Source organism: Flavobacterium sp. HBTb2-11-1 (genome assembly GCF_009826975.1).
GTDB lineage: Bacteria > Bacteroidota > Bacteroidia > Flavobacteriales > Flavobacteriaceae > Flavobacterium.
In genome coordinates this window covers 158,335-185,047 of record NZ_WUMO01000009.1, presented here as the reverse complement: position 1 = coordinate 185,047, position 26,713 = coordinate 158,335, and the positions used below count along the sequence as shown (strand labels likewise).

General features: G+C 34.8%; 23 protein-coding genes. 4 read left to right on the top strand and 19 right to left on the bottom strand.

The window, feature by feature from the left end; all coding sequences use genetic code 11:
- Window positions 1-164: 164 nt before the first annotated feature.
- The 3 genes from lysA to gltB all read right to left on the bottom strand — a co-directional run bounded on the left by lysA (window position 165) and on the right by gltB (window position 8,037).
- Window positions 165-1,457: a diaminopimelate decarboxylase gene (gene lysA, locus GR162_RS19230; protein WP_255459917.1), complete on the bottom strand. Its 1,293-nt coding sequence runs from the start codon at window positions 1,455-1,457 to the stop codon at window positions 165-167.
- Between the two features lie 484 nt (window positions 1,458-1,941).
- On the bottom strand, window positions 1,942-3,396 hold the full coding sequence (locus GR162_RS19225; RefSeq protein WP_008462117.1) for a glutamate synthase subunit beta: 1,455 nt from the start codon (window positions 3,394-3,396) through the stop codon (window positions 1,942-1,944).
- Window positions 3,397-3,519: 123 nt separating this feature from the next.
- Window positions 3,520-8,037 carry a glutamate synthase large subunit gene (gene gltB, locus GR162_RS19220; RefSeq protein ID WP_160783436.1) on the bottom strand — a complete coding sequence of 1,506 codons (4,518 nt, stop codon included), beginning with the start codon at window positions 8,035-8,037 and terminating at the stop codon, window positions 3,520-3,522.
- Between the two features lie 416 nt (window positions 8,038-8,453).
- Between gltB and sucC the strand changes: the two genes are divergently transcribed.
- Window positions 8,454-9,647: an ADP-forming succinate--CoA ligase subunit beta gene (gene sucC / locus GR162_RS19215; RefSeq protein WP_091131042.1), complete on the top strand. Its 1,194-nt coding sequence runs from the start codon at window positions 8,454-8,456 to the stop codon at window positions 9,645-9,647.
- A gap of 127 nt (window positions 9,648-9,774) precedes the next feature.
- Here the strand turns inward: sucC and GR162_RS19210 are convergent, their stop codons facing one another.
- Both GR162_RS19210 and GR162_RS22365 read right to left on the bottom strand, forming a co-directional pair.
- The gene (locus GR162_RS19210; RefSeq protein WP_237421399.1) at window positions 9,775-10,641 is read right to left on the bottom strand and encodes a DUF5694 domain-containing protein; all 867 of its coding nucleotides are present in this window, start codon (window positions 10,639-10,641) and stop codon (window positions 9,775-9,777) included.
- A 54-nt stretch (window positions 10,642-10,695) separates the two neighbouring features.
- Window positions 10,696-10,830 carry a hypothetical protein gene (locus GR162_RS22365; RefSeq protein WP_255459916.1) on the bottom strand — a complete coding sequence of 45 codons (135 nt, stop codon included), beginning with the start codon at window positions 10,828-10,830 and terminating at the stop codon, window positions 10,696-10,698.
- A 31-nt stretch (window positions 10,831-10,861) separates the two neighbouring features.
- On the opposite strand from GR162_RS22365, the gene GR162_RS19205 reads away from it, so the two are divergent.
- Window positions 10,862-11,902, top strand: coding sequence for a sensor histidine kinase (locus tag GR162_RS19205; RefSeq protein WP_160783435.1), 1,041 nt, complete (start codon window positions 10,862-10,864; stop codon window positions 11,900-11,902).
- A gap of 3 nt (window positions 11,903-11,905) precedes the next feature.
- On the top strand, window positions 11,906-12,613 hold the full coding sequence (locus GR162_RS19200; RefSeq protein ID WP_066032463.1) for a LytTR family DNA-binding domain-containing protein: 708 nt from the start codon (window positions 11,906-11,908) through the stop codon (window positions 12,611-12,613).
- Between the two features lie 90 nt (window positions 12,614-12,703).
- Here the strand turns inward: GR162_RS19200 and GR162_RS19195 are convergent, their stop codons facing one another.
- The 4 genes from GR162_RS19195 to GR162_RS19180 form a co-directional block, all read right to left on the bottom strand.
- Window positions 12,704-13,168 (bottom strand): DUF1456 family protein, encoded by a 465-nt coding sequence (locus GR162_RS19195; RefSeq protein ID WP_160783434.1) that lies wholly within the window; start codon window positions 13,166-13,168, stop codon window positions 12,704-12,706.
- A 98-nt stretch (window positions 13,169-13,266) separates the two neighbouring features.
- Window positions 13,267-14,301, bottom strand: coding sequence for an aminotransferase class I/II-fold pyridoxal phosphate-dependent enzyme (locus GR162_RS19190; RefSeq protein ID WP_160783433.1), 1,035 nt, complete (start codon window positions 14,299-14,301; stop codon window positions 13,267-13,269).
- Window positions 14,302-14,303: 2 nt separating this feature from the next.
- Entirely contained in the window at window positions 14,304-15,314 is a 1,011-nt protein-coding gene (locus tag GR162_RS19185) for a dipeptide epimerase (RefSeq protein ID WP_160783432.1), read from the bottom strand.
- A 30-nt stretch (window positions 15,315-15,344) separates the two neighbouring features.
- On the bottom strand, window positions 15,345-16,142 hold the full coding sequence (locus tag GR162_RS19180; protein ID WP_160783431.1) for an alpha/beta hydrolase: 798 nt from the start codon (window positions 16,140-16,142) through the stop codon (window positions 15,345-15,347).
- A 57-nt stretch (window positions 16,143-16,199) separates the two neighbouring features.
- Here GR162_RS19180 and GR162_RS19175 point away from each other — a divergent pair, with 57 nt between their 5' ends.
- Complete coding sequence (locus GR162_RS19175; protein WP_160783430.1) at window positions 16,200-16,601, top strand: TerB family tellurite resistance protein; 402 nt, start codon at window positions 16,200-16,202, stop codon at window positions 16,599-16,601.
- Here the strand turns inward: GR162_RS19175 and uvrB are convergent.
- The 10 genes from uvrB to GR162_RS19125 all read right to left on the bottom strand — a co-directional run bounded on the left by uvrB (window position 16,598) and on the right by GR162_RS19125 (window position 26,669).
- Window positions 16,598-18,589 (bottom strand): excinuclease ABC subunit UvrB, encoded by a 1,992-nt coding sequence (gene uvrB / locus GR162_RS19170; RefSeq protein ID WP_160783429.1) that lies wholly within the window; start codon window positions 18,587-18,589, stop codon window positions 16,598-16,600. The two genes, GR162_RS19175 and uvrB, sit on opposite strands and share 4 nt — an antisense overlap.
- A gap of 146 nt (window positions 18,590-18,735) precedes the next feature.
- Window positions 18,736-19,674 carry an alpha/beta fold hydrolase gene (locus GR162_RS19165; protein WP_160783428.1) on the bottom strand — a complete coding sequence of 313 codons (939 nt, stop codon included), beginning with the start codon at window positions 19,672-19,674 and terminating at the stop codon, window positions 18,736-18,738.
- Window positions 19,675-19,758: 84 nt separating this feature from the next.
- On the bottom strand, window positions 19,759-19,995 hold the full coding sequence (locus GR162_RS19160; protein WP_026728847.1) for a hypothetical protein: 237 nt from the start codon (window positions 19,993-19,995) through the stop codon (window positions 19,759-19,761).
- Window positions 19,996-20,076: 81 nt separating this feature from the next.
- Window positions 20,077-21,027 (bottom strand): 23S rRNA (adenine(1618)-N(6))-methyltransferase RlmF, encoded by a 951-nt coding sequence (rlmF, locus tag GR162_RS19155; protein WP_202393971.1) that lies wholly within the window; start codon window positions 21,025-21,027, stop codon window positions 20,077-20,079.
- Window positions 21,028-21,239: 212 nt separating this feature from the next.
- Entirely contained in the window at window positions 21,240-21,899 is a 660-nt protein-coding gene (locus GR162_RS19150) for a thiamine diphosphokinase (protein WP_160783426.1), read from the bottom strand.
- A gap of 65 nt (window positions 21,900-21,964) precedes the next feature.
- A complete protein-coding gene (locus GR162_RS19145; protein ID WP_160783425.1) occupies window positions 21,965-22,420 on the bottom strand; it encodes a RidA family protein in 456 nt (151 codons plus the stop codon).
- Between the two features lie 81 nt (window positions 22,421-22,501).
- Window positions 22,502-22,945 (bottom strand): DinB family protein, encoded by a 444-nt coding sequence (locus GR162_RS19140; RefSeq protein ID WP_160783424.1) that lies wholly within the window; start codon window positions 22,943-22,945, stop codon window positions 22,502-22,504.
- 2 nt (window positions 22,946-22,947) lie between these two features.
- A complete protein-coding gene (locus GR162_RS19135) occupies window positions 22,948-23,430 on the bottom strand; it encodes a GyrI-like domain-containing protein (protein WP_160783423.1) in 483 nt (160 codons plus the stop codon).
- Window positions 23,431-23,432: 2 nt separating this feature from the next.
- Window positions 23,433-24,254: a DUF4249 domain-containing protein gene (locus GR162_RS19130; RefSeq protein WP_160783422.1), complete on the bottom strand. Its 822-nt coding sequence runs from the start codon at window positions 24,252-24,254 to the stop codon at window positions 23,433-23,435.
- Window positions 24,255-24,284: 30 nt separating this feature from the next.
- Window positions 24,285-26,669 carry a TonB-dependent receptor gene (locus GR162_RS19125; protein WP_160783421.1) on the bottom strand — a complete coding sequence of 795 codons (2,385 nt, stop codon included), beginning with the start codon at window positions 26,667-26,669 and terminating at the stop codon, window positions 24,285-24,287.
- Window positions 26,670-26,713: the final 44 nt, after the last annotated feature.

Here is a 26,713-nt window from a genome sequence, read left to right as displayed (position 1 = left end):
ACAAGGCAGAAAACGATATAAATTTTGACTTCGCTCAGTCTAATAAAAAAATCAATAATAAATCTGCTCAATCTGCCAAATCTGCGTGAAAAAAAATAAAAAACAAAAAAATCCCGCCTCAATTAAGAAACGGGACTTCGGTGATATTCCTTTTTTTTCTATTGTTAAACCGTAGCAGCAATTTCTTGTGGCAACGGAATTTGATTTTTAAGTAAATCTTCAAATGTTTCTGCTTGACGAATCAAGATTCCTTGTCCGTTCATCCAAAGAACTTCGGCTGGTTTGTATCTTGAGTTGTAGTTGGATGACATTGAGAAACAGTATGCTCCAGCGTTTCTGAATTCTAAAATGTCACCTTCAGTGATTTCTGCAATTCTACGGTTGTTTGCAAAAGTATCCGTTTCGCAAATGTATCCTACAACAGAGTAAAAACGCTCTTTTCCTTTTGGATTGGAAATGTTTTCGATATGGTGTGAAGATCCGTAAAACATCGGACGGATTAAGTGGTTGAAACCACTATCAATTCCTGCGAAAACTGTAGAAGTTGTCTGTTTTACTACGTTTACTTTTACTAAGAAATGACCAGCTTCGCTCACCAAGAATTTTCCTGGTTCGAAAATCAATGTTAAATCTCTTCCGTATTCTGCACAGAAAGCATTGAATCTTTTAGATAATTTTTTACCTAATTCTTCGATGTCTGTTTCGATATCGTCTTTTTTGTAAGGAACTTTGAATCCGCTTCCGAAATCTAAGAATTGTAAATCTTTGAAATGTTTAGCGGTATCGAACAAGATTTCGGCAGCATACAAGAATACTTCGATATCTAAAATATCTGATCCTGTGTGCATGTGAATTCCAATAATGCTCATCTTTGTGTTCTCTACAATTCGCAAAATATGCGGAATCTGATGCACAGAAATTCCGAATTTACTATCGATATGTCCAACTGAAATGTTAGCGTTTCCGCCCGCCATTACGTGTGGATTGATACGGATACATACCGGAATATGTGGATGTTTTGTTCCGAATTGCTCTAAAATAGATAAATTGTCGATATTGATTTGTACTCCCATTGCGGCAACTTCTTCAATCTCTTCCAGAGAAACGCCGTTTGGTGTAAAGAAAATTCTTTCGGGTTCATAGCCAGCGTGAAGCCCTAACTGAACTTCCTGAATAGATACAGTGTCTAAACCAGACCCCATGTTCTTTAATAACTGTAGAATCGCAATGTTAGACAATGCCTTCATGGCATAATTAACTCTTAAGTTCTCCACCTTAGAGAAAGCTTTAGTTAATCGGTTGTACTGAGATTGGATTTTTTCAGCATCGTAAACATACAATGGACTTCCAAATTGGTCTGCTAACTGCAGTAAATCTTTTGCTTGCATTTTTAAATCATTTTGGGCAAAGTTATTACACTTTTGATTACCAGCAAATAATTTGCAGAAAAATAACAAAATATAACAAATTGTTTTATTTTAAACAAAAAGTTGTTGTTTTTGAGATTTTGTAACTCTTTTTAAGTTGCTAAGGTTCTGAGATGCTAAGATACTAAGTTTTTTTGCCACGAATTCACGAATTTCTCTAATTTATAAATGCTGTTGAAATGTTTTACCGCAAATTACACAAATTTCGCAAATTTTTAATTTTAGATTTTTCGCAAAATGCCAAAACATAGCCCGTGGTTTCAACCATGGGAACGTACGGATTGGACGTAATCATATATTGCGTCCCGGGTGGTTTAAACCACGGGTTGTATTTGAAATATAAATCGACCAGAAAATAAAAATTCGTGAAAATTTGTGCAATTCGTGGCAGACAAAAATAATCTGTGCTAATCATTTTATCCTGATAACTATCGGGAGTGGTAAAAAAAACAAAACCCCTGAATATAAAATCAAGGGTTTTGTCATAGTATGTGTTGTATTTTTTTTCGGTTTTTTACAGGCTAGGAAGATCTCCTTTTCCTTTAGTAGGCAAGTTTGTAGATCCCATAAGGAATAAATCTACCTCTCTTGCTGCTTCGCGACCTTCTGAAATAGCCCACACGATTAATGATTGTCCTCTTCTCATATCACCAGCAGTGAAAATGTGAGGAACGTTTGTCTGATAGTTATGTGCTTTATAGTTGTTTCTCGCGTCAATTTCGATTCCTAACTGCTCGCTTAACGTTTTCTCTGGACCCGTAAACCCAAGAGCCAATAAAGCTAAATCGCAAGGCCAGATTTTTTCAGAACCTTCTTTTTCGATTAATTCTGGACGCTGACCTGGAGTCATTTTCCATTGCACTTCAACTGTTTTTAATCCAGTTAATTCACCTTTTTCGTTAGAAATAAACTCTTTAGTGTTGATCAACCAGTTTCTGTCGCAACCTTCTTCGTGAGAAGAAGATGTTTTCAACTGCAACGGCCAGAAAGGCCAAGGAGTTGATTCGCTTCTTCCAACTGGAGGTTTTGGCAAAATCTCAAAGTTAGTTACCGATTTCGCTCCATGTCTGTTTGAAGTACCGATACAGTCAGAACCAGTATCTCCACCACCAATAACGATTACATCTTTTCCAGTAGCTTTAACTTGATCTGGAATTGATTCTCCGTATAAAACTTTAGTTTGTTGAGTCAAGAAATCCATTGCCTGAACAACGCCTTTGCTTTCGATTCCTTTAGTTGGCAAGCTTCTTCTTTCAGTTGCTCCTCCACATAAAACGATAGAATCAAATGCATTTAATTCTTCTACGCTGAAGTTAACACCAACATTTACGTTAGTTTTGAAAGTGATTCCTTCTGCTTCTAGAATAGCTACACGACGGTCGATGATTCCTTTTTCTAATTTGAAATTTGGAATTCCGTAACGTAATAAACCTCCAATTGCGTTGTCTCTTTCAAAAACAGTAACAGTGTGACCCGCTCTGTTTAATTGTTGAGCCGCAGCAAGACCTGCAGGTCCTGAACCAATAACGGCAACCGTTTTTCCAGTTCTTGATTTTGGTGGCTGAGGTTTAATCCATCCTTCAGCAAACCCTCTTTCTACGATGCTTTTCTCGATGTTTTCGATAGAAACCGGATCTTTGATGATTCCTAATACACATGATTTCTCACATGGAGCAGGGCACAAGCGTCCTGTAAATTCAGGGAAGTTGTTGGTAGATTGTAAAATCTCCAACGCGCTCTGCCATTCTTCCTGATGTACCATGTCGTTGAAGTCAGGAATTAAATTTCCTAACGGACAACCACTGTGGCAAAAAGGAATACCACAGTCCATACATCTTGATCCTTGTTCTCTTAATTTATCTTTTGGTACCGGAATAGTAAATTCGTTGTAGTTCGAAACGCGTTCTGCAACTGCTAAATTACTTTCGTCGGCTCTGTTATATTCTTTAAATCCGCCTATTTTACCCATGACTTTTTAAATTAAATTCCAATTTCTTTAAGTCCCAAATTCCAATCCTTCGACTTCGCTTAGGAAGACATTATCATTGATATTGCCATTGGAATTTGGAATTTTATTTTTTGAAATTGATTTTTATCCCGCTATTAATTCTTCTATTTGTTTTTCTTCTGCAATTCGTTTTAATGCTTTTTTGTAATCAGTTGGCATTACTTTTACGAAGTGCTGTTGTTGGTTTTCCCAGTCTGCTAAAATTCTTTTTGCTAATGGACTGCTAGTGTATAACGAATGGTTTTTGATCAGTTTTCTTAGTTTCGTAAGATCTTCTTCTTCCATTGGATCGAATGCAACCATTTCCATGTTGCAAACTGTAGAATCGAATTTCTTATTTGGATCGTAAACATAAGCCACACCACCGCTCATACCAGCTGCGAAGTTTCTTCCTGTTTTTCCTAAAACTACTACCGTACCACCAGTCATGTACTCGCATCCGTGATCTCCAATTCCTTCTACAACTGCTGTTGCTCCAGAGTTTCTCACACAGAAACGTTCTCCTGCGATACCATTAATATAAGCCTCTCCGGTAATAGCTCCGTAAAGGGCAACGTTTCCGATAATGATGTTGTCTTCAGGTTTGAAAGTCGCAGTAGGAGGTACTTTTACAATTAGTTTTCCTCCAGAAAGACCTTTTCCTAAATAGTCATTACAGTTTCCGTGAATTTTAAATGACAATCCGTTTGTGGCAAATGCACCAAAACTTTGTCCAGCAGAACCTTCAAAATCAACTAAAATAGTGTCATCTGGTAATCCTTGTGCGCCATAAATTTTTGAGATTTCGTTACTCAAAATCGCACCTACAGAACGGTCTGTATTTTTGATTTTGAAAGTAACTCTCGTTTTCTCTTTTCTATAGATAGACGGAATTGCTTCTTTGATTATGTCGAAATCCAATACATTTTCAAGAGCGTGATCTTGAGTTGTTGTATTATGATTTGGAACCGTTTTAGCTTTTTCCGGTTTGTATAGAATAGTTGATAAATCTAAACCATTAGCTTTATAATGTTTGATCGCTTTGTCTACGTTTAATTTTTGAGACTGACCTACCATTTCTTTTAAAGTTCTGAAACCTAACTGCGCCATGATTTCTCTTAACTCTTCAGCAATGAAATACATGAAGTTGATTACGTGCTCTGGAGTTCCTTTGAAATTCTTTCTCAATTCTGGATCCTGAGTTGCAATACCAACTGGGCAAGTATTTAAGTGACAAGCTCTCATCATGATACATCCAGAAGCTACAAGCGGCGCTGTTGCAAATCCGAATTCTTCTGCACCTAATAAAGCTGCAATAGCAACGTCACGTCCTGTTTTCAATTGTCCGTCACATTCTAAAACTACACGGCTTCTTAAATCATTTAAGATTAAAGTTTGTTGCGCTTCAGCTAAACCAAGTTCCCATGGAATACCTGTGTGCTGTAAAGAGGTTAATGGAGCAGCTCCAGTTCCTCCGTCATAACCTGAAATCAAAATAACGTCAGCTTTTGCTTTGGCAACACCGGCAGCGATAGTTCCAACTCCAACTTCAGAAACTAATTTCACGTTGATACGAGCTTCACGGTTTGCATTTTTCAAATCGTAAATCAACTGAGATAAATCCTCAATAGAGTAAATATCGTGGTGAGGTGGAGGCGAAATCAAACCTACATAAGGAGTAGAGTTTCTGGTTTCAGCAATCCAAGGCACTACTTTTTCTCCAGGCAACTGACCACCTTCACCAGGTTTTGCTCCCTGAGCCATTTTGATTTGGATTTCTTTGGCATTTGTCAAATAGTTGATCGAAACTCCAAAACGTCCAGAGGCAACTTGTTTAATGGCAGAGTTTCTAGAATCTCCGTTAATTTCTTTCTGGAAACGTCTTGGATCTTCTCCACCTTCTCCAGAGTTACTTTTTCCACCAATTCTGTTCATTGCAATCGCTAAGTTCTCGTGCGCTTCTTGGCTGATAGAACCATAAGACATTGCTCCGGTTTTGAATTTCTTCACAATTTCTGTCCAAGGCTCAACTTCGTCAATAGAAATTGGATCCAAGTTGTTGAATTCAAACAAACCTCTAATAGTCATTAAGTTTGAGCTTTGCTCGTTTACAGCATTTGCATATTCTTTATAACTTTCAGGGCTGTTTAAACGAACTGCCTGTTGTAATTTAGAAATCGTAGTTGGGTTAAACATGTGTTTTTCGCCACCACGTCTCCATCTGTAAATACCTCCAATTTCAAGAGAAAGCAAGTTTGCAATTTTTGAATTTGGGAACGCTTTTTGGAAACGTTTTTTAACCTCTTTTTCAACTTCCATTAAACCAATTCCTTCAATTCTTGATGGAGTGTAAGGGAAGTATTTAGATGTAAATGTTTTGTTTAAACCTAAAATCTCGAAAATCTGAGCAGCTCTGTATGAATGTAAAGTAGAGATACCAATCTTGTTCATGATTTTCACGATTCCTTTTGCAATCGCTTTGTTGTAATTCACAACTGCATAATCTGCTTTTACTTTTGTAATGAAACCTTTTTCAACCTGATCGTGAATGATTTCGTTTACCATGTAAGGGTTGATGGCGCTTGCACCATATCCGAACAATAAAGCAAAATGATGTGGTTCGCGTGGTTCAGCAGATTCGATGATGATTCCGAATTTTGAACGAACTTGTAAAATGTTTAAGGAGTGGTGAATGTAAGAACAAGCCAATAGCATAGGAATTGGAGCTAATTCTTCGCTTACACCTCTATCTGATAAGATGATGATGTTGCATCCTTCATTAACCGCTTTAAAAGTCGCCTGAACGCATTTTTCAAGCGCGCGCTCTAAACCGTTAACTCCTTTTTCTATTTTATATAAAGTAGAAATAGTAGCCGATTTGAAATCTGCGTGATCGATATTTCTGATTTTATCCAAATCCTCATTAGAAATAACCGGATTTTGGATTTTTAATTTTTTACATTGTTTAGATTCGATTTCGAAAATATTGAAATCTCCACCAATCGCTAAACTGATATCCGTAATGATTTCTTCACGAATACCATCCAATGGCGGGTTTGTAACCTGAGCAAACAATTGTTTGAAGTAATTGTACAACAACTGAGGCTGATCTGAAAGAACTGCCAAAGGTGTATCGTTACCCATAGAACTAATCGCTTCAGCTCCATCGCTACCCATTGGGTTAATGATCGTTTTTAAATCTTCAATTGTATAGCCAAACAAACGCTGTCTTGTTAAGAAATCTAATTTTTCAACAGGAGTAGGGTTGTTGGTATAAGGAACGCTAGCCAAAGGCAATAAGTTTTCGTCAACCCATTGTTTGTATGGACGTTTTGTAACGATCGCTTTCTTTACTTCTTCGTCTTCGATGATACGCCCTTCGTTCATATCCACCAAGAACATTTTTCCTGGCTCAAGACGACCGTGTTGAATTACATCTTCTGGATCGATGTCTAATACACCAATTTCAGATGACATAATTACGAAGCCGCTTTTTGTTAATGTATAACGAGAAGGACGTAAACCATTTCTGTCTAGTAAAGCTCCAATTACGTTTCCATCAGTAAACGGAATAGAGGCTGGACCATCCCAAGGCTCCATGATACAAGCATTGTACTCGTAGAAAGCTCTTTTCTCAGGAGACATTGTTTGGTGTTTTTCCCAAGCTTCAGGAACTACCATCATCATTGCCTCTGGAAGAGAACGGCCAGTCATTAATAAAAGTTCAATCACCATATCCATAGAAGCAGAATCTGATTTTCCTTCTAAGATAATTGGGAATAATTTTTTGATGTCATCGCCAAAAACTGCGCTTTGCATAAGCTCTTCACGAGCACGCATACGGCTTACGTTTCCACGAAGTGTGTTGATCTCACCATTGTGACACATGTATCTAAATGGTTGAGCTAGATCCCAAGATGGGAATGTATTTGTAGAGAAACGTTGGTGTACAAGCGCTAAACGTGTCACCAAGTCTGGATCTTTCAAATCTATATAATAACGGCTGATGTCTTCCGGCATCAATAGACCTTTATATATTATAGTAGTTGTCGATAAACTAGTAAAATAAAACATGTGGCTTTCTGAGGTCTTAGATCCTCTTACGGCATGTTCAGCAATTTTTCTAGCTGCAAAAAGTTTTGCATTAAATTCTTGTTCAGTTAAATCTTGTCCGTTTTTAGAAACGAAAACTTGTTTAATTGTTGGTTCTTTTTCTGCGGCGATTTCACCTAAATTTTCAACGTCAACAGGTACATCTCTCCAACCTAAAACTTTTAAGTTTTGATCTTTAATAGTAGCCTCAAATGCATTAATACAAAAAGAAACCTGGTTTTTGCTTTTTGGTAAAAAAACCATTCCTACTGCATACTCACGCGCTTCTGGGATTTCAAAGTCACAAACTTTCTTAAAAAAATCATGAGGAATGTCGAATAAAATTCCGGCTCCGTCACCAGTTCTTCCATCAGAACTTACGGCACCACGATGTTCCAATTTAATTAAGATGTCTAATGCTTTGTGAATAATATCATTTGACTTAATACCATTCAAATTACAAATAAATCCTGCACCACAATTGTCGTGTTCAAATTCAGGCAGATAAAGCCCTTGTTCTTTAACTCTCATTCTTGATATTTTTTTTACAAAAATACAGATTTCGTTAAACATAATGTATTGAAATAGTGCTTTTGCTTTCATTTTTGCTGTAATATTAGAAAAAGGGTTCTTAATTATTAATATTATTATAGAAGGCATCCCGAATTGCTAAAAATATAATTACTCTTAAAATATATTAGGAAAAATCGTCGGGAGGCCAATAAAACCAATGAATTTTTTGTTAAATATCAAACGTTTTCTGAGAATTGTGTTAACATTAACAAATTGTTCCGTTAACGATTTGTTTGCTTTGAAAAATTATCAACGCTCAATACCTACATATAACATTTATTTAATTGAAAAAGATTTTACTATTCAGTTGTATTTTGTTACTTTTGTCGCACTTTTATTCTGAAATAAATTCAGAACCAGACAAATTCTATATTATGAACATACACGAATATCAAGGAAAAGAAATTTTAGCGAGTTACGGAGTACGTGTGCAACGCGGAATCGTGGCTAATAATGCAGTTGAAGCTGTGGCTGCTGCAAAACAATTAACTGCCGAAACTGGAACAGGATGGCATGTAATTAAAGCACAAATTCACGCAGGTGGTCGTGGAAAAGGTGGTGGAGTTAAGCTGGCAAAAAACTTACAACAAGTTGAAGAGTTAGCAGAACAAATCATCGGAATGCAATTAATTACTCCTCAGACTCCGCCTGAAGGTAAAAAAGTTAACAAAGTATTAGTAGCTGAAGATGTTTACTATCCTGGAGAAAGCGAAACTTCTGAATTTTATGTTTCTGTTTTATTGAATAGAGGTACAGGACGCAACATGATCATGTATTCTACTGAAGGTGGAATGGATATCGAAGAAGTTGCTGAGCACACTCCACACTTAATCTTTACTGAAGAAATTGATCCTTCTGTAGGATTACAAGGTTTCCAAGCTAGAAGAATTGCTTTCAATTTAGGTCTTTCTGGAAATGCTTTCAAAGAAATGGTGAAATTCATCGATGCACTTTACAATGCTTACATTGGTTCTGATGCTTCAATGTTTGAAATCAATCCAGTTCTTAAAACTTCTGATAACAAAATCTTAGCTGTTGACGCTAAAGTTAACATCGACGATAACGCTTTATACAGACAACCTAAATATGCTGAAATGAGAGATATCCGTGAGGAGAATCCAATCGAAGTTGAAGCTAAAGAAGTTGGTCTTAACTATGTTGACCTTGACGGTACTGTTGGATGTATGGTAAACGGAGCTGGTCTTGCAATGGCAACTATGGACTTAATTAAATATGCTGGTTTTGAGCCTGCTAACTTCCTTGACGTAGGAGGAACTGCTGATGCAAAACGTGTTGAGACAGCTTTCAGAATTATCTTGAAAGATCCAAACGTAAAAGCTATCTTAATTAACATCTTCGGAGGTATCGTTCGTTGTGACCGTGTTGCTCAAGGTGTTGTTGACGCTTACAAAAATATGGGAGACGCTATCAATGTGCCAATTATCGTTCGTTTGCAAGGAACAAATGCAGAAATTGCAAAAGAATTAATTGACAACTCTGGTATGCCAATCTTATCTGCAGTTCAATTCCAAGAAGCTGCTGACCAAGTTAAAGCTGCTCTTTCTTAATTAAAATAAGAAATCAATTTATATAGAAAATCCATTCCGAAAGGAGTGGATTTTTTTGTTTTAACCGCAAAGAGCGCAAGGATTTTTTACATATAAGAATCTACATAAACGCAAAGTTCGCAAAGCTTTATCCATATAGCTTTGCGAACTTTGCGTTTGTATACATATTACTTGGTAAAATCCTTGCGTGCTTTGTGGTTAAAAAAACAGTTGATAAGTCCACAATTTCAAATGTTGGATCATTTTCTACAAAGCCTCGAATGATTGAAGCATGACCTGCACCAACTAAGACCATTATTTTGTTATCTGTGCTTTCGGTTAGTTTCTGAATTAGAGAATACATGTACAAGTTTCTTTTGTACCAATTTGCAACTAAAGAAGGTCCTGAAAAATCATCTGGATTTCCAGCTCTGTTTGCTATTTCCAAATACCATTGAAGATTTTCATTTTCGGTTTGTTTTGTATTGTAATATAGCATCATTTCTTGTAATGAGCTTTTTGCTATTTTTTCATTATGTTCTTTTTCAAAATTTCCTGTTGTAACTTTGTTTTTCTCCATTAACTCCTTTTGGTTTGCTTTTTCCATGGCTATCATTAAACTATCATATCGAAAGGGAGTATAAAGATTCATTCCATATAATTTTTTATGATTCAGTTTTTTAGCCGTGCGAATTGCCAGTTGTATTATTTCGTTTTTATTGTTTTTAAAAAGACTATCCGTGTTTTTATTATAAAGCTTATCTAATTCTGCTTGTTTGGTAAACTCCCATTCAACGAATATTTTATCAGGACCAAATTTTTTGATTTTGTCACTCATTATTTCGAGTTCCTTTTGGCTCTTTTCAGACATGATATTGAAACTATTCAGTTTAGCAACATCAAGACCTGGATTGGCGTAATGAAAAGTCCCAACCAATAATATCTGTTTTTTCTTGGTTTGAGCAGAAGTTAAATTTAATGTGATAATTGCGAGTAATAAAATGATTTTTTGCATGACGTTTGTTTTTAAATTCATGGCAAATGTATCAGCAGATTTAGAACTTAATTTTCATTTTTGATGAAACGCAGATTCCATTTGACCAACTATCCAGATTTCACTTTCAAAATGTTCGTGTAAAGTTTTTAGCCGTTTGTCATCAAAAAAATAAGGTTTCATATAAATACCATTTTCTTTTAAAGTCATAATCGTATTTTTGAGTTAATTATCAAAAACTATGAAATCAAAAATTCCTTTTTACTATCATATTGTTCTTTTCTTTTTGTTACTTCTAACCTATATTTTCTGGGATATTGGACTAAATAATAGAGAAGTAAAATTCGTATTGCAATCTATTTACTTAGGAATTACTCCAGCTTATTTATTGAGTGTATTTATTATCTACATCCTTAATTTTTATCTTTTTTGTAATTGGTTTTTAAACAAAAAGAAATTACTCTTTTATATTCTAACAATTCCAGTTTCGTTATTGCTATTTACTGCTGTTCGTTATTTTTTGGAAGAAGTTGTTTTGTATAGTATCACAGGAATGCACAACTATTATGAAGAAGCAAGGGAAATTACCTATTACATAAAAGACAATTTTTTCTTCGGATTGCCAGCTGTAATTTTAAGCGCATTGACTTTTTTGTTTTGGCAGTTTCAAACCGCACAACATCAAAACCAGGAATTGCTTTTGGAGAATAAAAAAGCTGAGTTTCAAATGCTGAAAGCGCAGGTTAGCCCACATTTTTTGTTTAATACGTTGAATTCTTTTTATAGTCAGTTGGTTTTGAAAGAAGACGAAATGGCTGATGATATTTTGGTGCTTTCCGATTTGCTTCGATACGTTATTACCGAAACAGATAAAGATGAAGCCATACTTTCAAAAGAAATTCAATTTATCCAAAACTATATTCATTTGCAGAAAAAACGTTTTGAAGATCAGCTGTTTTTAGATTTTACAATTGAAGGGAATTATTCAAACGAAAAACTCATTTCTTCGGCTTTGGTACATTTTGTGGAGAATGTTTTTAAACACGGGAAACTGAATGATGAAAAGGAAAAAGCTCTCATTTCTATCAAAATTAGAGAGGGTTTTCTAGAAATTTCAACTTTCAATTATAATGTAAGTGGAGAAAATTATTCCTCTACCGGGATTGGTTTTGAAAATCTTACCAAAAGACTTGAGTATGTGTACAAAAATCAATTTATTCTTGAAAAAACAGAAGAAAATAATACCTTTAAAACGTACTTAAAAATACCGCTAAAAATATAATCTATGGCTTTTAAATGCATTATTGTAGATGATGAACCGCCTGCAACGAGAATATTGGAAAACTATATAGGAAAAGTAAATTTTCTTGAAAAAGTTGGAGTTTTTAATGATTCATTAAAAGCATTGGAATTTTTAAACACACAATCTGTTGATGTGATTTTCTTGGATATTCAAATGCCGCAGTTAACGGGATTGCAACTTTCTAGAATCATTTCGAAAAATATAAAAGTCATTTTTACAACCGCTTATCCTGATTTTGCTTTAGAAGGTTTTGAGTTGAATGCAGTCGATTATTTGTTAAAGCCGATTTCGTTTGAACGTTTTTATCAAGCGGTTTCAAAGCTGAATTCAGAACCTAAAATAGAAATCTCAAATCAGAGCAATCTGCCTGATTTTCTTTTTGTTAAAACAGATGGGAAGAATAAATTTCAGAAAGTGTTTTTGAGAGACATTTTATATATAGAAAGTCTCCAGAATTATGTTTGCATTCATACAGAAAAACAACAGATTATAACGCATTCGTCTTTGAAAAATGTAATTGAATCGTTACCGGAAAATGAGTTTATACAGATTTATAAATCATATGTTGTTTCTCTAAAACATATCGAATCAACTGATAATTTTTCTGTTTTTATTAATGGAAAAGAACTGCCGATAGGTGCGACTTTTAAAGATGCTTTTTTTGATAAAATAGAGGAGAATAAAATTTAAAAAAAGATAGCCACGAATTCACGAATTTTTATTTTCAAAGATTATCAAAAATAATTCGTGAATTCGTGGCTATAAAACTTTAAGGTTAAATTATTTGTTATTCTTCCCGTTTTTGTAAACCACTTTTTCTACAACAACCGGTTTTCCATTTCCTTTTGGGAATGATTTCTTCTTAGGCTTTCCAGCAGCAGAACCTGATTTTGATGGACTTTTATCGCCTCTGTATTTTTCAGAATCTTTTGGAGCAGCTTTAAATTCTGGTCTTTCTTTAGAGGTTTCTCTTTTCGGAATTTCAGCTTTATGCTTTGCTAAAACCTCGTTTGGATTTTTAGGGTTTTCTTTCGTTCCTCTTAAATGAATCACCAATCCGTTTAAGAAATTGCGTAAAACCTGATCGCCACATTCCATGTAATTCGGATGATCCTCTGCTCTAAAAAAAGCGCCCAATTCTGATTTCGAAATTCTAAAATCTACTAATTCTAAAATTTCAACTATTTGGTCATCACGGAGCATCAAAGCCACGCGAAGTTTTTTAAGTATATCGTTATTTGTCATAATTTTTGTTTCATGTTTAAAGTTTCAGGTTTTTCCAATCGTTACTTGAACTTAAAAAAACATTATTTACTTTTTGCAAAGGTAGTTTTTTTAAATGATTAAAAACGAGAATTAAAATCATTTAAAACGTTTACAAGTTTGTCTAAATCCTGTTTAAGATGATTGGCAGTAATCACAATTCGGTTTAAAGGCTCAGCTTCTTTTTTATATCTGAAACTGGCAATAATAATATTTTCCTGTTTTAGTTTTTCAACTAATTCATTCGATAAAAGATAAATTAAAGGATAGTTTTTATCAAATAAGATAGTGCTGTTTTTGATTAAAATCGAATCAATATAATTTAGATTATCCAGCAGTTTTTGATGCTGTATTTTATAAATTTCTCTGGCATCAGAAAGTGTCTGTACAAAAGCAGGATTCATTCCTGCGGCACTTGTAAAAGTTTCCAATTCTTTGATTTGATTTATAAATTCAGAATCGGAAGCAATTACACCGCCAGTTAATCCAAAAGCTTTTCCTAATGAAGAAACCATGATTTTTCTTTTAACGGGAAATTCAATTGAAGAATAAATTCCACTACCATTTTTGCCAGTAATTCCTAGCGAATGCGATTCATCAATTACTAAAGTAATTTCTTTGCTTTTTGAAATTTTTTCTAAAAACGATAAATCGGCATGTTTTGTTTCAAAAGATGGAACCCCGTCAGTTAGAATCGTTATTTTCTCAGATTTTGAATCTAATAAATGGTTATTTAAATTTCCGTCTAAGAATATTGGAAAACTATTTTCAGTTTGGATCGCATTATGCGTATCATTCAAATGAAAAAAGCAATCAGTCTGCTTTTTCATTAAATCAATAACCAATTTTCCAGCCAGCATTCCTGAAGAAACCGTAACAGTCTTTTCAGAACCAATATGAGAAGCCAAAAAGCTTTCGCCTGCGTCATAAGCTGACAGCTGAATATTTGCCGTTCTGGAGCTTCCGTATGTAGTTCCCCAATTCAAAATGTTTTGAATCACTAATTCTTGAAACTCTTTGTTTGTTGGAAGTCCCAAATAAGCAGTTCCGCCAAAATACAAATACTGTTCTTGGTCAATTTCAATAACTCGATCTGGAAATTTATCGACTGTCATTTTTATAAAAGTGTAACACCAGTTCCGTTAAGATCTGAATAACTTACAACGCCATCTTTTATGGTTACTCCCGTCGCAATATCTTCTGCTAAAAGAAGTGCGCCGTCCATATCTACATAATCCAATTGCGGAAGCAAATGCGCAATTGCAGAAATTCCGACAGTAGATTCCGTCATACAACCCACCATGGTTCTTAAGCCTAATTTTTTAGCTTCCTCGATCATGCGTTTTCCAGGAGTTAGACCGCCACATTTTACCAGTTTTACATTCACGCCATGAAAATGATTGTGGCATTTTGCTACATCTTCTTCGATAATACAGCTTTCATCAGCAATTACAGGAAGAACAGAATGTTTAAAAACTTCTTTATGTCCTTCCCAATTATCCGCTTTCATGGGCTGTTCTAAGAATTCTACGCCCAGTTTTTTCAATTCAACAGCGTTGTTGATGGTTTCTTCAACTGTCCATCCGCAGTTGGCATCAATTCTGAAAACAGCATTGGTGTGTTTACGCAGTGCTTTTACAATTTCGATATCTTCTTTTGTACCTAATTTAATTTTATAAATCGGCCAAGGAAGTTCCTGCATTTTAGAAACCATTTTATCGATAGAAGCAATTCCAATTGTATAATCCGTCATTGGGTTTCTTTCGGTGGTGTAATTCCACAATTCGTAAAGTTTTTTACCTTTTTTGCGAGCATACAAGTCATTATAAGCCAAATCCAACGCGCACAAGGCAAACATATCCTCTTTTAAATACGGATGGATTTTTGCCCAAAAAACTTCTGGAGTTTCATTCTCAGTATTTTCAATAATAGATCTGATTTTTTCTAAATCCTGCATCATCATTGGAACCGTGATATTGTAATACGGATTTGAAGTGGCTTCTCCAAAACCAGAAAAACCATCGCTTTGCAATTCTACAATTAGCGAAGGCTGAAAATCAATAGACTCTCTTGAAATAGTAAAAGTGTGTTTTAGCTTGAGATTGTATTCTCTTAAAATTAGTTTCATTGGTATGCGATGTTTTTATTTTTTTTTCAATTAATAGCCCAGCCAAAGTATTGCTTCTGCGAAATGATCACGCCAAAGTTTTTCATTGTGTTCTCCGCCTTTTACAATTTTAGTTTTGTCTAGATGAAGGCAATAACAGCGTTTTGTATCTAGTAAACGTTTCATCTTAGTCAAATCGTTTACCATGTCATCACTTTCTTTATCGCCGCACAGAAAATAAATTTTCGTTTTGATTTTAGGTTGTTTTTCTGTAAAAGTATAAATCTCAGGAGAAAACCAGAATGAAGGCGAAAAAACGCCTGCTTTTCCAAAAACTTCGGGATATTTTAATGTGCCGTAATACGAAACCAATCCGCCGAGAGAACTTCCAAAAAGAATGGTGTTTTTGGCTTTTGTTTTGGTTCTGTAGTTTTTATCGATATACGGTTTTAGTGTTTTTACAATAAACTCTAAGTAATTGTCGGCATTTCCACCGCCGTATTTTTCATTTTTAAATGGCGTCAGTTCATCAATGCGCTTTTCATTTCCATGTTCGATTCCCACCACAATTACTTGGGCTTTTAAACTGTCTAATTTTTCATCGACATTCCATTCGCCAGAATAAGAAGTTTTAGCATCAAACAGATTTTGAGCATCGTGCATGTAAATAACGCTGTATTTTTTCTGAATGTTTTTGGAATAATTTTCTGGAAGATAAATCCAGATTTTTTTTGAGGTATCCAGCTGAGGCGCCTCAATCGTAAAAGTCGATACGTTTTTTGAAGCGGTGCTTTGTGCTTTTCCGATAAGAGTAAACAGAAGTAAAATTGCCAAGAAAATCCTCTTCATTATCCGTGTTTTGTATTTTTATTTAAAAGCAATATTTTAGCTAAAAATAATAAATTGATGAATACAGAAGCAGAAAAAAGAAGTTTACTTTTAGAAATGATTACCCTCGCCACTGTAGACGGACATTTGCACAAACGTGAGCTTGAATTTTTAAGGCTTGTGGCTGTAGAATTGAATATTAGCGAAGAAGAATTTCAAGATTTATTTCATCAGGAAACAAAATCACTGCCAATACCGTCTGAGATGCAGCGCATTAATCAGTTTTACAGATTGGCTTTGCTCATGCATTGCGACGGTGTTTTGCATGAAAGAGAATTCAAAGCCATTCAGCAGATTGCTTTACAAATGGGATTGAATCTTTCTGCGGTAAAACGTGTTTTAGAGATGATGAAAAAATCTCCCAATACCGTAATCAATCCAATAGTTTTGCTGGAGATTTTTAAGGAACAGCATAATTAAGCCAGCTGTTCCTGCAGTTTTTTAATTTCGTCACGAAGTTTGGCGGCTTGCAAAAAGTCTAATTCTTTAGCGGCTTTTTCCATTGTTTTACGCTTTTCGCGAATCATTTTCTCCAATTCTGTTTTAGATAAATAAGCTGTTTCTGGTTCAGCTGCAACAGGAATCGGATGTCCTAATTCATATTCAACTAACGGATTTTTGGTAAACGCGCTTTCGATTTTTTTGTTTAGCGCTTGCGGAACGATATTGTTTTCTACGTTGAAATTAATCTGTTTGGTTCTTCTATAATTGGTTTCATCAATTGTTCGCTGCATGCTCGCTGTGATTTTATCAGCATACATAATGGCTTTACCATTCAAGTTTCTGGCTGCGCGACCAATAGTTTGTGTCAAAGATCTGTGATTTCTCAAGAAACCTTCTTTATCGGCATCTAAAATGGCAACAAGTGAAACTTCTGGTAAATCCAAACCTTCACGAAGCAAGTTTACTCCAATTAAAACATCAAAAAGACCTTTTCGTAAATCTTGCATGATTTCGATACGTTCTAAAGTATCAACTTCCGAATGGATGTAACGGCATCTAATATTTACTTTCGTTAAATATTTGGCCAATTCTTCGGCCATTCTTTTGGTTAAAGTGGTGACCAAAACTCTTTCATCCAATTCACATCGAACCTGAATTTCCTCAATTAAATCATCGATCTGATTTAAACTTGGACGAACTTCAATTTCTGGATCTAATAACCCGGTTGGACGAATAATTTGTTCTACATAAATTCCATCAGATTTCTGTAGTTCGTAATCGGCAGGAGTTGCCGAAACGTAAATCACCTGATTTTGCAATGCTTCGAATTCTTCGAATTTCAACGGACGGTTATCCATGGCGGCAGGTAAACGGAAACCATATTCAACCAAGTTTTCTTTACGGCTGCGATCGCCTCCATACATAGCGTGAACCTGCGAAACGGTTACGTGGCTTTCGTCAACCACCATCAAATAATCGCTTGGGAAATAATCTAAAAGGCAGAAAGGTCTTGTTCCAGCTTCACGTCCGTCAAGGTAACGCGAGTAATTTTCAATTCCAGAACAATAGCCCAATTCGCGAATCATTTCTAAATCAAAATTGGTTCTTTCTTCCAAACGTTTGGCTTCGAGATGTTTTCCGATTTCTTTAAAATAATCAACCTGTTTCACTAAATCCTGCTGAATCTGCCAGATCGCACCTTGTAAAACTTCGGGAGAAGTCACAAACATATTGGCTGGATAAATGGTTAATCTCTGAAATTTCTCTATAACTTGAGAAGTCTTGGCATCAAATGATTCGATTTCTTCGATTTCATCCCCAAAGAAATGAATTCGATACGCGTCATCTGCATAACTCGGATAAACTTCAACCGTATCTCCTTTAATTCTGAAAGTTCCAGGGTTAAAATCGGCTTCTGTTCTGGCGTATAAACTCTGTACTAAACTGTGCAATAATTTAGTTCTAGAAATAACTTGATCTCTTTTAATTTCGATTACGTTTTTCTGAAACTCAACAGGGTTTCCAATACCATACAGACAAGAAACTGAAGCCACAACCAAAACATCACGTCTTCCCGAAAGTAGGGAGGAAGTGGTGCTCAAACGCATTTTCTCTAGTTCTTCATTGATAGATAAATCTTTTTCAATGAAAACTCCAGTCACGGGCATAAAAGCTTCTGGCTGATAATAGTCGTAGTACGAAACGAAATATTCAACAGCATTGTTCGGAAAAAACTGCTTGAATTCTGAATATAACTGTGCCGCCAATGTTTTATTGTGCGCCAAAACCAAAGTTGGTCTTTGCACTTCCTGAATTACATTGGCTACGGTAAAAGTTTTTCCGGAACCTGTAACTCCCAATAAAGTTTGGTATTTATCTCCGTCGATTACACCTTGCGCCAGTTTTTGTATGGCTTGAGGCTGATCTCCTTTTGGACTATATTCTGAGGAAACTTGAAATTTCATTTGCGTATACTGAAAATTTGGTTTTGTAAAGATACGAAGTTTGTGTAAGTAAGTAATTTAAAGTCTGTCCCGAATTGTACTAATTTGCACTAATTTCTATTCAAAGCTAATTTATCGAAGTTCATAAAATTCGATCCAGCAAAATCTTATTCTAAAAAATTAATTACAGCGTCATTCACAGTTTTTGGCTGATCGATAGTTAGAAAATGCCCAGCATCTTGTACAACTTTGGTTTTACTGTTTTTTAGATGTTTATGTGCTCTTTCTAAACTTTCTTCCGAATTAATAACGTCTTTATCGCCAATTAAAACTAAAACTGGATTTTGAATAAATTCTAATTCTTTATCTGAAAAGGGCATCATTTTGAGCATGCTGGAATTGGATTTTGCATATTTATTGGCCAAATAAAACTGCCTTTTGTAAATACGGCTTATATTTTCTGGATGAGTTGAAAAAGTATTTAATGTTTTGCTGAATTTCTTTTCACTCGGAAAAAGTTTCAGCATTAATGCCGAAGTTGTTTTTCTGGGTTTATCAAGAAATTTGAAAGTTTGCGCTGGACTTAATAAAACAATTTTATCAATTGAATTTGGTTTTTGAATGGCTAATACTGTCGCAATCCATCCGCCGCGTGAAGCTCCAATAAGATCAAAATTCTTTAATTTATAGTGAGTGAAAACTTCGTTATAAAAAGCAACAATATCGTCTGACGAAAGCGGTTTTGCTGTCAAATTGGATTTGTTGGGTTCCATGATAAAATCAATCGCGTAAATGCGATGATTTTTAGAGAAAGCTTTAATATTGGGATACCACATGGTAGAACTGGCATCCATTCCGTGAAGCAAAACCAGATCTTTTCCGTTTTTTGGGCCAGCCATTACAACATGCGCTGTTCCAAAACTTGTTTTTACATCTTCTTCGGTGTACGGAATGTTCCAAAGTTTTAAAGCTTTATCATAAGCAGTTTGATAATTTACTTCTTCACTTTTGGTTTTAAAAACATAGTCTTCGTATTTTGTTTTTTTTGAAGCGCAGCTTGTCGCTAAAAAAAGTATAATGACTACTCGGGAATATAGTTTCAACATGGTAATAAAATTCAATTTCAGCTTAAAGTTACGGGTAGAGCGGGTGAAAAGAGTATCAGAATTTTATTTTAAAATATCATAATTTTAAGATTTGTCGTTTTTGGAAGTCAGATAATAAATCTGAACAAACGCTAAAATCGCATTCGGAATAATGACAGGCCAAAGCCATTGGTTGAAATCTCTGTAATCGTTTAAAAAGATGCCATAAATGACAAAGCAGATACAGCCAAACATATTAATGAATCGTATGGTTCGAAGATTTTTAAGCAAGAAACCACCAACAATAAATACAGATGCGAGATAACCAATATATTCTGCCATGATCTTGATTTTAAATAGTTTACAATAAATGTAGCAAAAGTAAACTGCAAAATCAAGGTTTTGGCATTGGAAATGAATGTGTTAAAAGAAATGTTTCTGCGAATTTGGGTTTTCAAAAAAACTCCAAGCCACAATTCTGCTGTTTTTTTGTCCTTGAGACATCTCGATTGTTTTTACCGAAGTGGCATTTACTTTTTTCAGGATTTTATAAATCGAAGCAAGATTTTCTTTTTTAGAAACCAAAGTGGTAAACCATAAAACCTGCGAAGGATATTTGGCACTTTCGTAAATCATTTGGGTTATAAATCCGATTTCACCGCCATTGCACCATAATTCTGCATTTTGTCCGCCAAAGTTTAAAACAGGATTTGCACTCTTTTTTTCTTTCGGATTTAAATTAGAAGTTTTCCTCGAAGCGCTTTTATTTGCTTCTTCTGCTGATGCATGAAAAGGCGGATTGCACATTGTGAATGTAAAACGATCTTCGGGCGTGATAATATTTTTAAAGATAAATCGGGGTTCTGTTTGTTGTTGCAAACTGAGAGAATCGATTAATTTTGGATTAGCTTCAATAATTTTGGCACAATTTTCAATTGATTTTTTGTCAATATCGGTTCCGACAAAGCTCCAGTTGTAAATAGAATTCCCTAATATCGGATAGATTAAATTTGAACCCGTTCCGATATCTAATCCTAAAACTGTACTAGTTTCAGGAATTTGATTGTTATTGCTTTCTGCCAATAAATCGGCGATGTAGTGAATATAATCGGCACGTCCTGGAATTGGTGGGCAAAGGTAATTTTTAGGAATATCCCAGTTTTGAATATTGTAATAGGTTTGCAGTAAAGCTTTATTTAAAGTTTTTACAGCCAGTGGATTACTGAAATCAATCGTTTCGATCCCGTGTTTATTGATGAAAATAAAAGCTTTCAATTCGGGACAATTTGAAATCAGTTTTTCGAAATCATATCGGTTTCTATGAAGATTTCTTGGGTGTAAATTGTCTTTTTGCGAATTGTTTTCTGCTTTCATTTTCATTGATTTCGATTGCAAAGATAGGGATTCCTTTTTTGAAGAATGGCTCCGGAGGAGCGTAATGTTTATAGCTAGTTTAATTTATTATTACAACAAAAGCTCCAGCGGAGCGACATAACAGATGTCGCTTCGCTGGAGCTTTAATTAGATTAAAGCATTATAATCTATAAATATTTCGTCCCACTGGGACTTTTTATTTTTTAATTCTCCTAATCAAAACATTCCATTAAAAGCAAATCACCTTCACGATGTGTAATGGTCACGATTCCGTCTTTTTCGACAGAATTACTGCTTCCGGTTCTGTAGCCCATTGTGAGCGTATCGTTTTTTAGTTCATATTTCAAGTTCGTTGAATAAATTCCATTTACAATACCAATCGGAATTAACGAAATTGGCGTATTTTCGGTATACCATTTTTCAAATTTTGTAGGCAGCAGGAATATTTTAGAATGGTCATCAAGAATTACAATTTTTAGTAAATCTCGGTAACGAACAATTTGTGTAAGGTTTGTTATGGTATGATCGGCGCGTCTTCCAGTTGCCCAAACGACATTTACGGCTGGAATTTTTCTTTCTATAAGATAATCAAAAGCTTTTTCTAGATCGGTTTTATCCTGATCTGGCGTATGAACGATTTCTATTGGGAATTGTGATTTGTAAATTTCTGGATCAAATCCGCGATCAAAATCGCCCAAAAGAACATCGACTTTTATGCCCAATTCAATCACTCTTTCGATAGCCGAATCTAAAACAACAACCAAAGGAGACCATTCTAGCAATTGTCCTAATAATTCAGGATCGCAAGCAGCGCCATTGGCAATGATTAAAGCAGGTTCCTGATCGTCTCGGACTATATGATGTGATGACATGTAAGTTTTTTTGAATGAATTACAAATGTACAAAAGATATAGTCTTTGGCAGAAAATGTCTTAAGTTAATTGGCTTTAAAAGCAATTGCATCCACTTCGATGAGCATTCCATCAAGCGCTAATTTTGGAACAGGAATTAATGTGCTGGCAGGAAATGGTTTGCCGTTCCATACCTTGCTAATTTCTTCTTCCCATATTTTTAATTTTTCAGGAGAGTGATCAACAATCAGGATTGTAATTTTCATTACATTTTCTGGTTTTAGCTGATAACTATTTAAAATTATTTTTAGGTTTTCAAGGGCAGTTTTAACTTGTATTCTAAAGTCAGGGTTTAAAAAATGTTCTTTGCCCAAACCGCCGCTTTGCCCTGAAATATAAATAAATTCGCCAGGTGTTTTTACAGAAGATACATGGCTGAAACCATATGGAGCTGGATTAAATAATGAATCAGGATTTTTAAAAGTTTGCGCTTTTGTTTGGAATGTTAAGGCGCATAATAAAAGAGAAATTAAATATTTCATGTTTTAAAAATTAAAATTAAGGTTACAAAGGTTTCGTAATTCTAATTTTTAAAACATTTACATATGTTGAGAAGCTGTTTTTTAATCTAAAAGTCTTCGGTGATAATTAATTTGGCCTAAATGATAGGCTAAATGAGTTGAAAGATGAATTAAGAAAAATCCAGTTTTCATTTCTTTTTCGAAAACAATCTGCGGGTATATCGCTTCTAAATCGGCCTCTGTTAAATTGTCGAGAGCGTTGTTTACAATTGAAATGGTGTCTTCAATTTTTTGAACTAATTCTGATTTCGGAATGTCTTTCAACGAAAACTCTAAAGGACGATTGCGGATATATCCCGTTTTTCCTATTTCTGCACCGATATAAGTATTTAGATTTCCAATTAAATGCAGGCAGAGATTTCCGGCAGAATTGGAGATGTTTTTATCAATCGCCCAAATTGAACTTTCATTTTGATACGATTCCATTTCACTTTTTAGTTTGTTTAAATCTCGATCGAAAAGTGTTTTTAGTGTTTCTAGTATCATACTTAATTTCTGTTTTTTATCGGAATCCAGATTTCTTCTTCAGAAGCTGGATCGTCTTTCTTATATTTTTCATTCATAACGGCAAAATGCGGTCTGTCGTCTACCGTATATTCAGAATTTGGAAGCCATTCCGTAAAAATGTAATGATACGTTTTATGTCCTTCCGAGGCTGGGCCTATATGAAGAAAAACAGCATACAAACCATCAGGAACAATTAGCGTCTCCATTCCTTCGGGAATAGTTGAATAATCTGAAACTTCTACAGCAGCCCACTTTTGGAAACTGTCATTAGGATCAAAATTATCAAAATGATTTTCTGCGTAGACTTCTAAAGAATATAAATTAGCATTAATTGTATTGCTAATTTTTTTTCGATTTGGCATAAAACCATTCCATAATTGAAAAGTTTTATTCTCTATAAAAGACATTTCTAAAAAATGTCCAATGAGTTTTTTCTCGGTTAAGTTTTTGATTATAGGTTGCATAATTACTCTATTTTGTACTTTTTTGTACTGGTTTCGCTTAGGGAGAAATAACCCAACGGATAATTGTTTTTATCTGTTGTATTGATAATGTTTCCTTTTACCGTTGCAGGCGGCGACTGAAAGGGACCTCCAACATTGCTGCCCGCAATGCTGACCAAAATATTCATGTAATTATAATATTGTTTTGAAATTCCGTAATGCGTTATTTCGACTTCATCTCCAGTTTTTAAATCTTCATCAACGGTACTGCTGAAAATTTCATTGCCTTGATAGAATTTATCTTCAGAAACATAATAATTGGAAGTTATCTTATTCGAATAAACATATTTAAATAAATAAAAATTATCCTCGTCTCCAGGATCTGTAAAGTAAGCTTTTATTTCGGTGTCCTTGCCTGTAAAACCGCCATCATTTTTCTGTTCGATTCTTGTAATTGGCGCAACCGATTTTAGAGTTTCTGTCGCTGTGTATGTATTTCCTCTGCTGATAACGGTTAAAGTATATTGTTCATTAAGCTGAGGTATGAAGTCATTGCAGATGTAGCGTCCAGATTTATTGAATTCAACGAAATTAAACGTCTGATTTTTGCTATTTTTTATGGAAATTATAGCATTGGATACGACAGGAATCTGACTCTCAAAATAGCCTGTTGTCGTAGAAAGTTTTATAACCTGCTGTTTTCCAGAAGTGCCTTTTTCCCAATTGATGGCAGCTTCAATTACCAATTTCGGAGGCGCGGTGTCTAAGTCGACATCAACTACTTCTTCGCAGCTAGTAAAGAATAGGGATGTGAAAAATGCGATTAAAAAAACTAATTTTCTCATAAGTATATTTTTAGTTTTTGAACTGATTTTCTAGAATTTGAAATTATAACTTACCGCTGGAACAATTCCGAAAATAGATAATTTCACGGCTTCATTTACACCTGTGTCAACATTTTGCCTAAAGTTGATTGACGCAGCATTCATTCTATTATAAAGATTGTAAATGCTGAAAACCCATTCGCCTTTCCAGTTTCTGTCTTTGTTCTTTCTTGGCGTTAAAGTGGCAGAAATATCCAAATGATTGTAAGAAGGAAGTCGGTTTTCATTTCGTAAGCCATAACTCGGAACCACAATTCCTAAATATTCATACTGACCGTTCGGATATGTTACGGGCTGTCCTGACTGCAATACAAAGTTAGCGCCAAAAGACCATTTTTCGTTTAAATTATAAGCTGATGTAATGGCTAAATTATGGGTTTTGTCATAAGCCGAAGCATACCATTTTCCATTATTGATACCTGTTTCTTCTGGTGTTCTTCCTGGAGTCTGCTGTTCTGATCTTGATATGGTATAGGAAATCCAGCCATTAAATCGGCCTTTGTTTTTCTTTACCATTAATTCTAAACCATATGATCGCATATGACCGTTTAAGATAACCTGCTCGATGGCATTGTTGGCAATTAAATCGGCTCCGTCTATATAATCTAATCGGTTTTGTATTTTCTTGTAATAGGTTTCTACTTCCAAAGAATAGGCGTCATCATAGATATTTCTAAAATAACCCAGAGCTACTTGATCTGCAAGCTGAGGTTTGATGTAATTGTCACTCGGCATCCAGACATCAAGAGGAGTTGGAGAAGAGGTGTTGGAAATCAATTGAAGATATTGTGCCATTCGGTTATAGCTCGCTTTGATCGATTGGTCTTCATTTAATTGATAAGAAAGAGAAAAACGCGGTTCAAGATTATTATAACTCTGAATGACTTTGTTCTTGCCAAAATATTTTGTTGAAGTTGGCGTACCTTTTTCATAAATCTGCATATCATTATTAAAAACCACTGGCTGGTTGTTGTCGTAATAATTAATAGTGGATGCGCCTAATCTGTAAAATAAGCTGGAACGCAATCCGTATGCAACGGTGATTTTTTTAGAAATCTGACTTTCAGCATCTAAATAAACAGAAGGTTCAAAAGCGTATTTTTTGTCTAATTGATCTGGATTGATTCCTGAATCTTCGCCAGTTGGCTTTATGGTTCCGGGATTAAAATCATAGTAAATTCCGTTTACACCATAATTTAGTTTTAGTTTATCTGAAAGATAATGTTTGAAATCGTATTTAATATTATAATTTTTGATTCCAGAGTCCCATTTGAATCCCACAAAATCAAGATCTAAACCATAGTAATAATCGCTGTAAATTAAAGAGAGATTGGAGAATAATTTATTTGAATACAGATGATTCCATCTCAGGTTTAAAGTTGAATTTCCGTAGGTATTAGTAAAACTTTTGTTCAGCCTGAAAACGTCTCGTCCAAAATATCCAGATAAATAAAGACTGTTATTGTCATTGAGTTTATAGCTTAATTTGGTGTTTAAATCATAAAAATAGGCGGCATTATCTTTGTCATCTTCAGAAAATTTGAGAAAAAGATGTGCATAAGAAGCTCGTCCGCCAATCAGGAAAGAACCTTTGTCTTTCACAATCGGACCTTCAGCTAGTAAGCGACTTGAAATTAACCCAATTCCGCCATTCATGTGAAAATCTTTACTGCTTCCATCTTTTTGATAAATTTCTAAAACAGAAGAAGCTCTTCCGCCATAGCGCGCCGGAATTCCACCTTTATATAATTTTAAATCTTTAATAGCATCAGGATTAAAAACAGAAAAGAATCCGAAAACATGAGAAGAATTAAAGATTGTTGCTTCGTCTAAAAGAATCAGGTTCTGGTCTGCACCGCCTCCGCGAACATTAAATCCAGAAGCACCTTCACCTGCATTGGTTACTCCAGGAAGTAATAAAATAGATTTTAAAACATCTACTTCGCCTAAAACTACCGGCATTTTTTTTATGGTAGAAATGGAGAGTTTATTCACACTCATTTCTGGCGATTTGACGTTTATTTTGCCTTTGTTTTCTGTAATGACAACTTCTTGAAGTTCTTCGCCATTTCCTTCACTGATAGAAAAATTGGTTTTTGTATTTTGATTTAAAGAAATGTGCTTTTGAATAGTCTGATAGCCAACATAACTGATTTCGATTTCGTATTCTCCTTTTGGGGCTGAAAGCGAATAAAAACCGTATTCGTTTGTTGTGGTTCCTATTTTTAAAGATGGAATAAAAATGTTTACTCCAATTAAAGTTTCATTGTTTTTGCTGTCGCTGATGGTTCCGCTTAGAGTGAATTTTTCCTGCGCAAATGAGGTGAAAATCGTTAAAATAAAAAGAAAAAATGTGCAGGTATTTTTTGTAATCATTATATTGATTTTGATTTACATAGATAACAATTTCTTATTAAATA

Bases quoted from the DNA above. Each gene is read 5' to 3' on its own strand.
- GR162_RS19225 (WP_008462117.1), bottom strand. From the start codon at position 3,396: ATGGGTAAAATAGGCGGATTTAAAGAATATAACAGAGCCGACGAAAGT.
- gltB (WP_160783436.1), bottom strand. From the start codon at position 8,037: ATGAGAGTTAAAGAACAAGGGCTTTATCTGCCTGAATTTGAACACGAC.
- sucC (WP_091131042.1), top strand. From the start codon at position 8,454: ATGAACATACACGAATATCAAGGAAAAGAAATTTTAGCGAGTTACGGA.
- GR162_RS19210 (WP_237421399.1), bottom strand. From the start codon at position 10,641: ATGCAAAAAATCATTTTATTACTCGCAATTATCACATTAAATTTAACT.
- GR162_RS22365 (WP_255459916.1), bottom strand. From the start codon at position 10,830: ATGACTTTAAAAGAAAATGGTATTTATATGAAACCTTATTTTTTTGAT.
- GR162_RS19205 (WP_160783435.1), top strand. From the start codon at position 10,862: ATGAAATCAAAAATTCCTTTTTACTATCATATTGTTCTTTTCTTTTTG.
- GR162_RS19200 (WP_066032463.1), top strand. From the start codon at position 11,906: ATGGCTTTTAAATGCATTATTGTAGATGATGAACCGCCTGCAACGAGA.
- GR162_RS19195 (WP_160783434.1), bottom strand. From the start codon at position 13,168: ATGACAAATAACGATATACTTAAAAAACTTCGCGTGGCTTTGATGCTC.
- GR162_RS19190 (WP_160783433.1), bottom strand. From the start codon at position 14,301: ATGACAGTCGATAAATTTCCAGATCGAGTTATTGAAATTGACCAAGAA.
- GR162_RS19185 (WP_160783432.1), bottom strand. From the start codon at position 15,314: ATGAAACTAATTTTAAGAGAATACAATCTCAAGCTAAAACACACTTTT.
- GR162_RS19180 (WP_160783431.1), bottom strand. From the start codon at position 16,142: ATGAAGAGGATTTTCTTGGCAATTTTACTTCTGTTTACTCTTATCGGA.
- GR162_RS19175 (WP_160783430.1), top strand. From the start codon at position 16,200: ATGAATACAGAAGCAGAAAAAAGAAGTTTACTTTTAGAAATGATTACC.
- uvrB (WP_160783429.1), bottom strand. From the start codon at position 18,589: ATGAAATTTCAAGTTTCCTCAGAATATAGTCCAAAAGGAGATCAGCCT.
- GR162_RS19165 (WP_160783428.1), bottom strand. From the start codon at position 19,674: ATGTTGAAACTATATTCCCGAGTAGTCATTATACTTTTTTTAGCGACA.
- GR162_RS19160 (WP_026728847.1), bottom strand. From the start codon at position 19,995: ATGGCAGAATATATTGGTTATCTCGCATCTGTATTTATTGTTGGTGGT.
- rlmF (WP_202393971.1), bottom strand. From the start codon at position 21,027: ATGAAAGCAGAAAACAATTCGCAAAAAGACAATTTACACCCAAGAAAT.
- GR162_RS19150 (WP_160783426.1), bottom strand. From the start codon at position 21,899: ATGTCATCACATCATATAGTCCGAGACGATCAGGAACCTGCTTTAATC.
- GR162_RS19145 (WP_160783425.1), bottom strand. From the start codon at position 22,420: ATGAAATATTTAATTTCTCTTTTATTATGCGCCTTAACATTCCAAACA.
- GR162_RS19140 (WP_160783424.1), bottom strand. From the start codon at position 22,945: ATGATACTAGAAACACTAAAAACACTTTTCGATCGAGATTTAAACAAA.
- GR162_RS19135 (WP_160783423.1), bottom strand. From the start codon at position 23,430: ATGCAACCTATAATCAAAAACTTAACCGAGAAAAAACTCATTGGACAT.
- GR162_RS19130 (WP_160783422.1), bottom strand. From the start codon at position 24,254: ATGAGAAAATTAGTTTTTTTAATCGCATTTTTCACATCCCTATTCTTT.
- GR162_RS19125 (WP_160783421.1), bottom strand. From the start codon at position 26,669: ATGATTACAAAAAATACCTGCACATTTTTTCTTTTTATTTTAACGATT.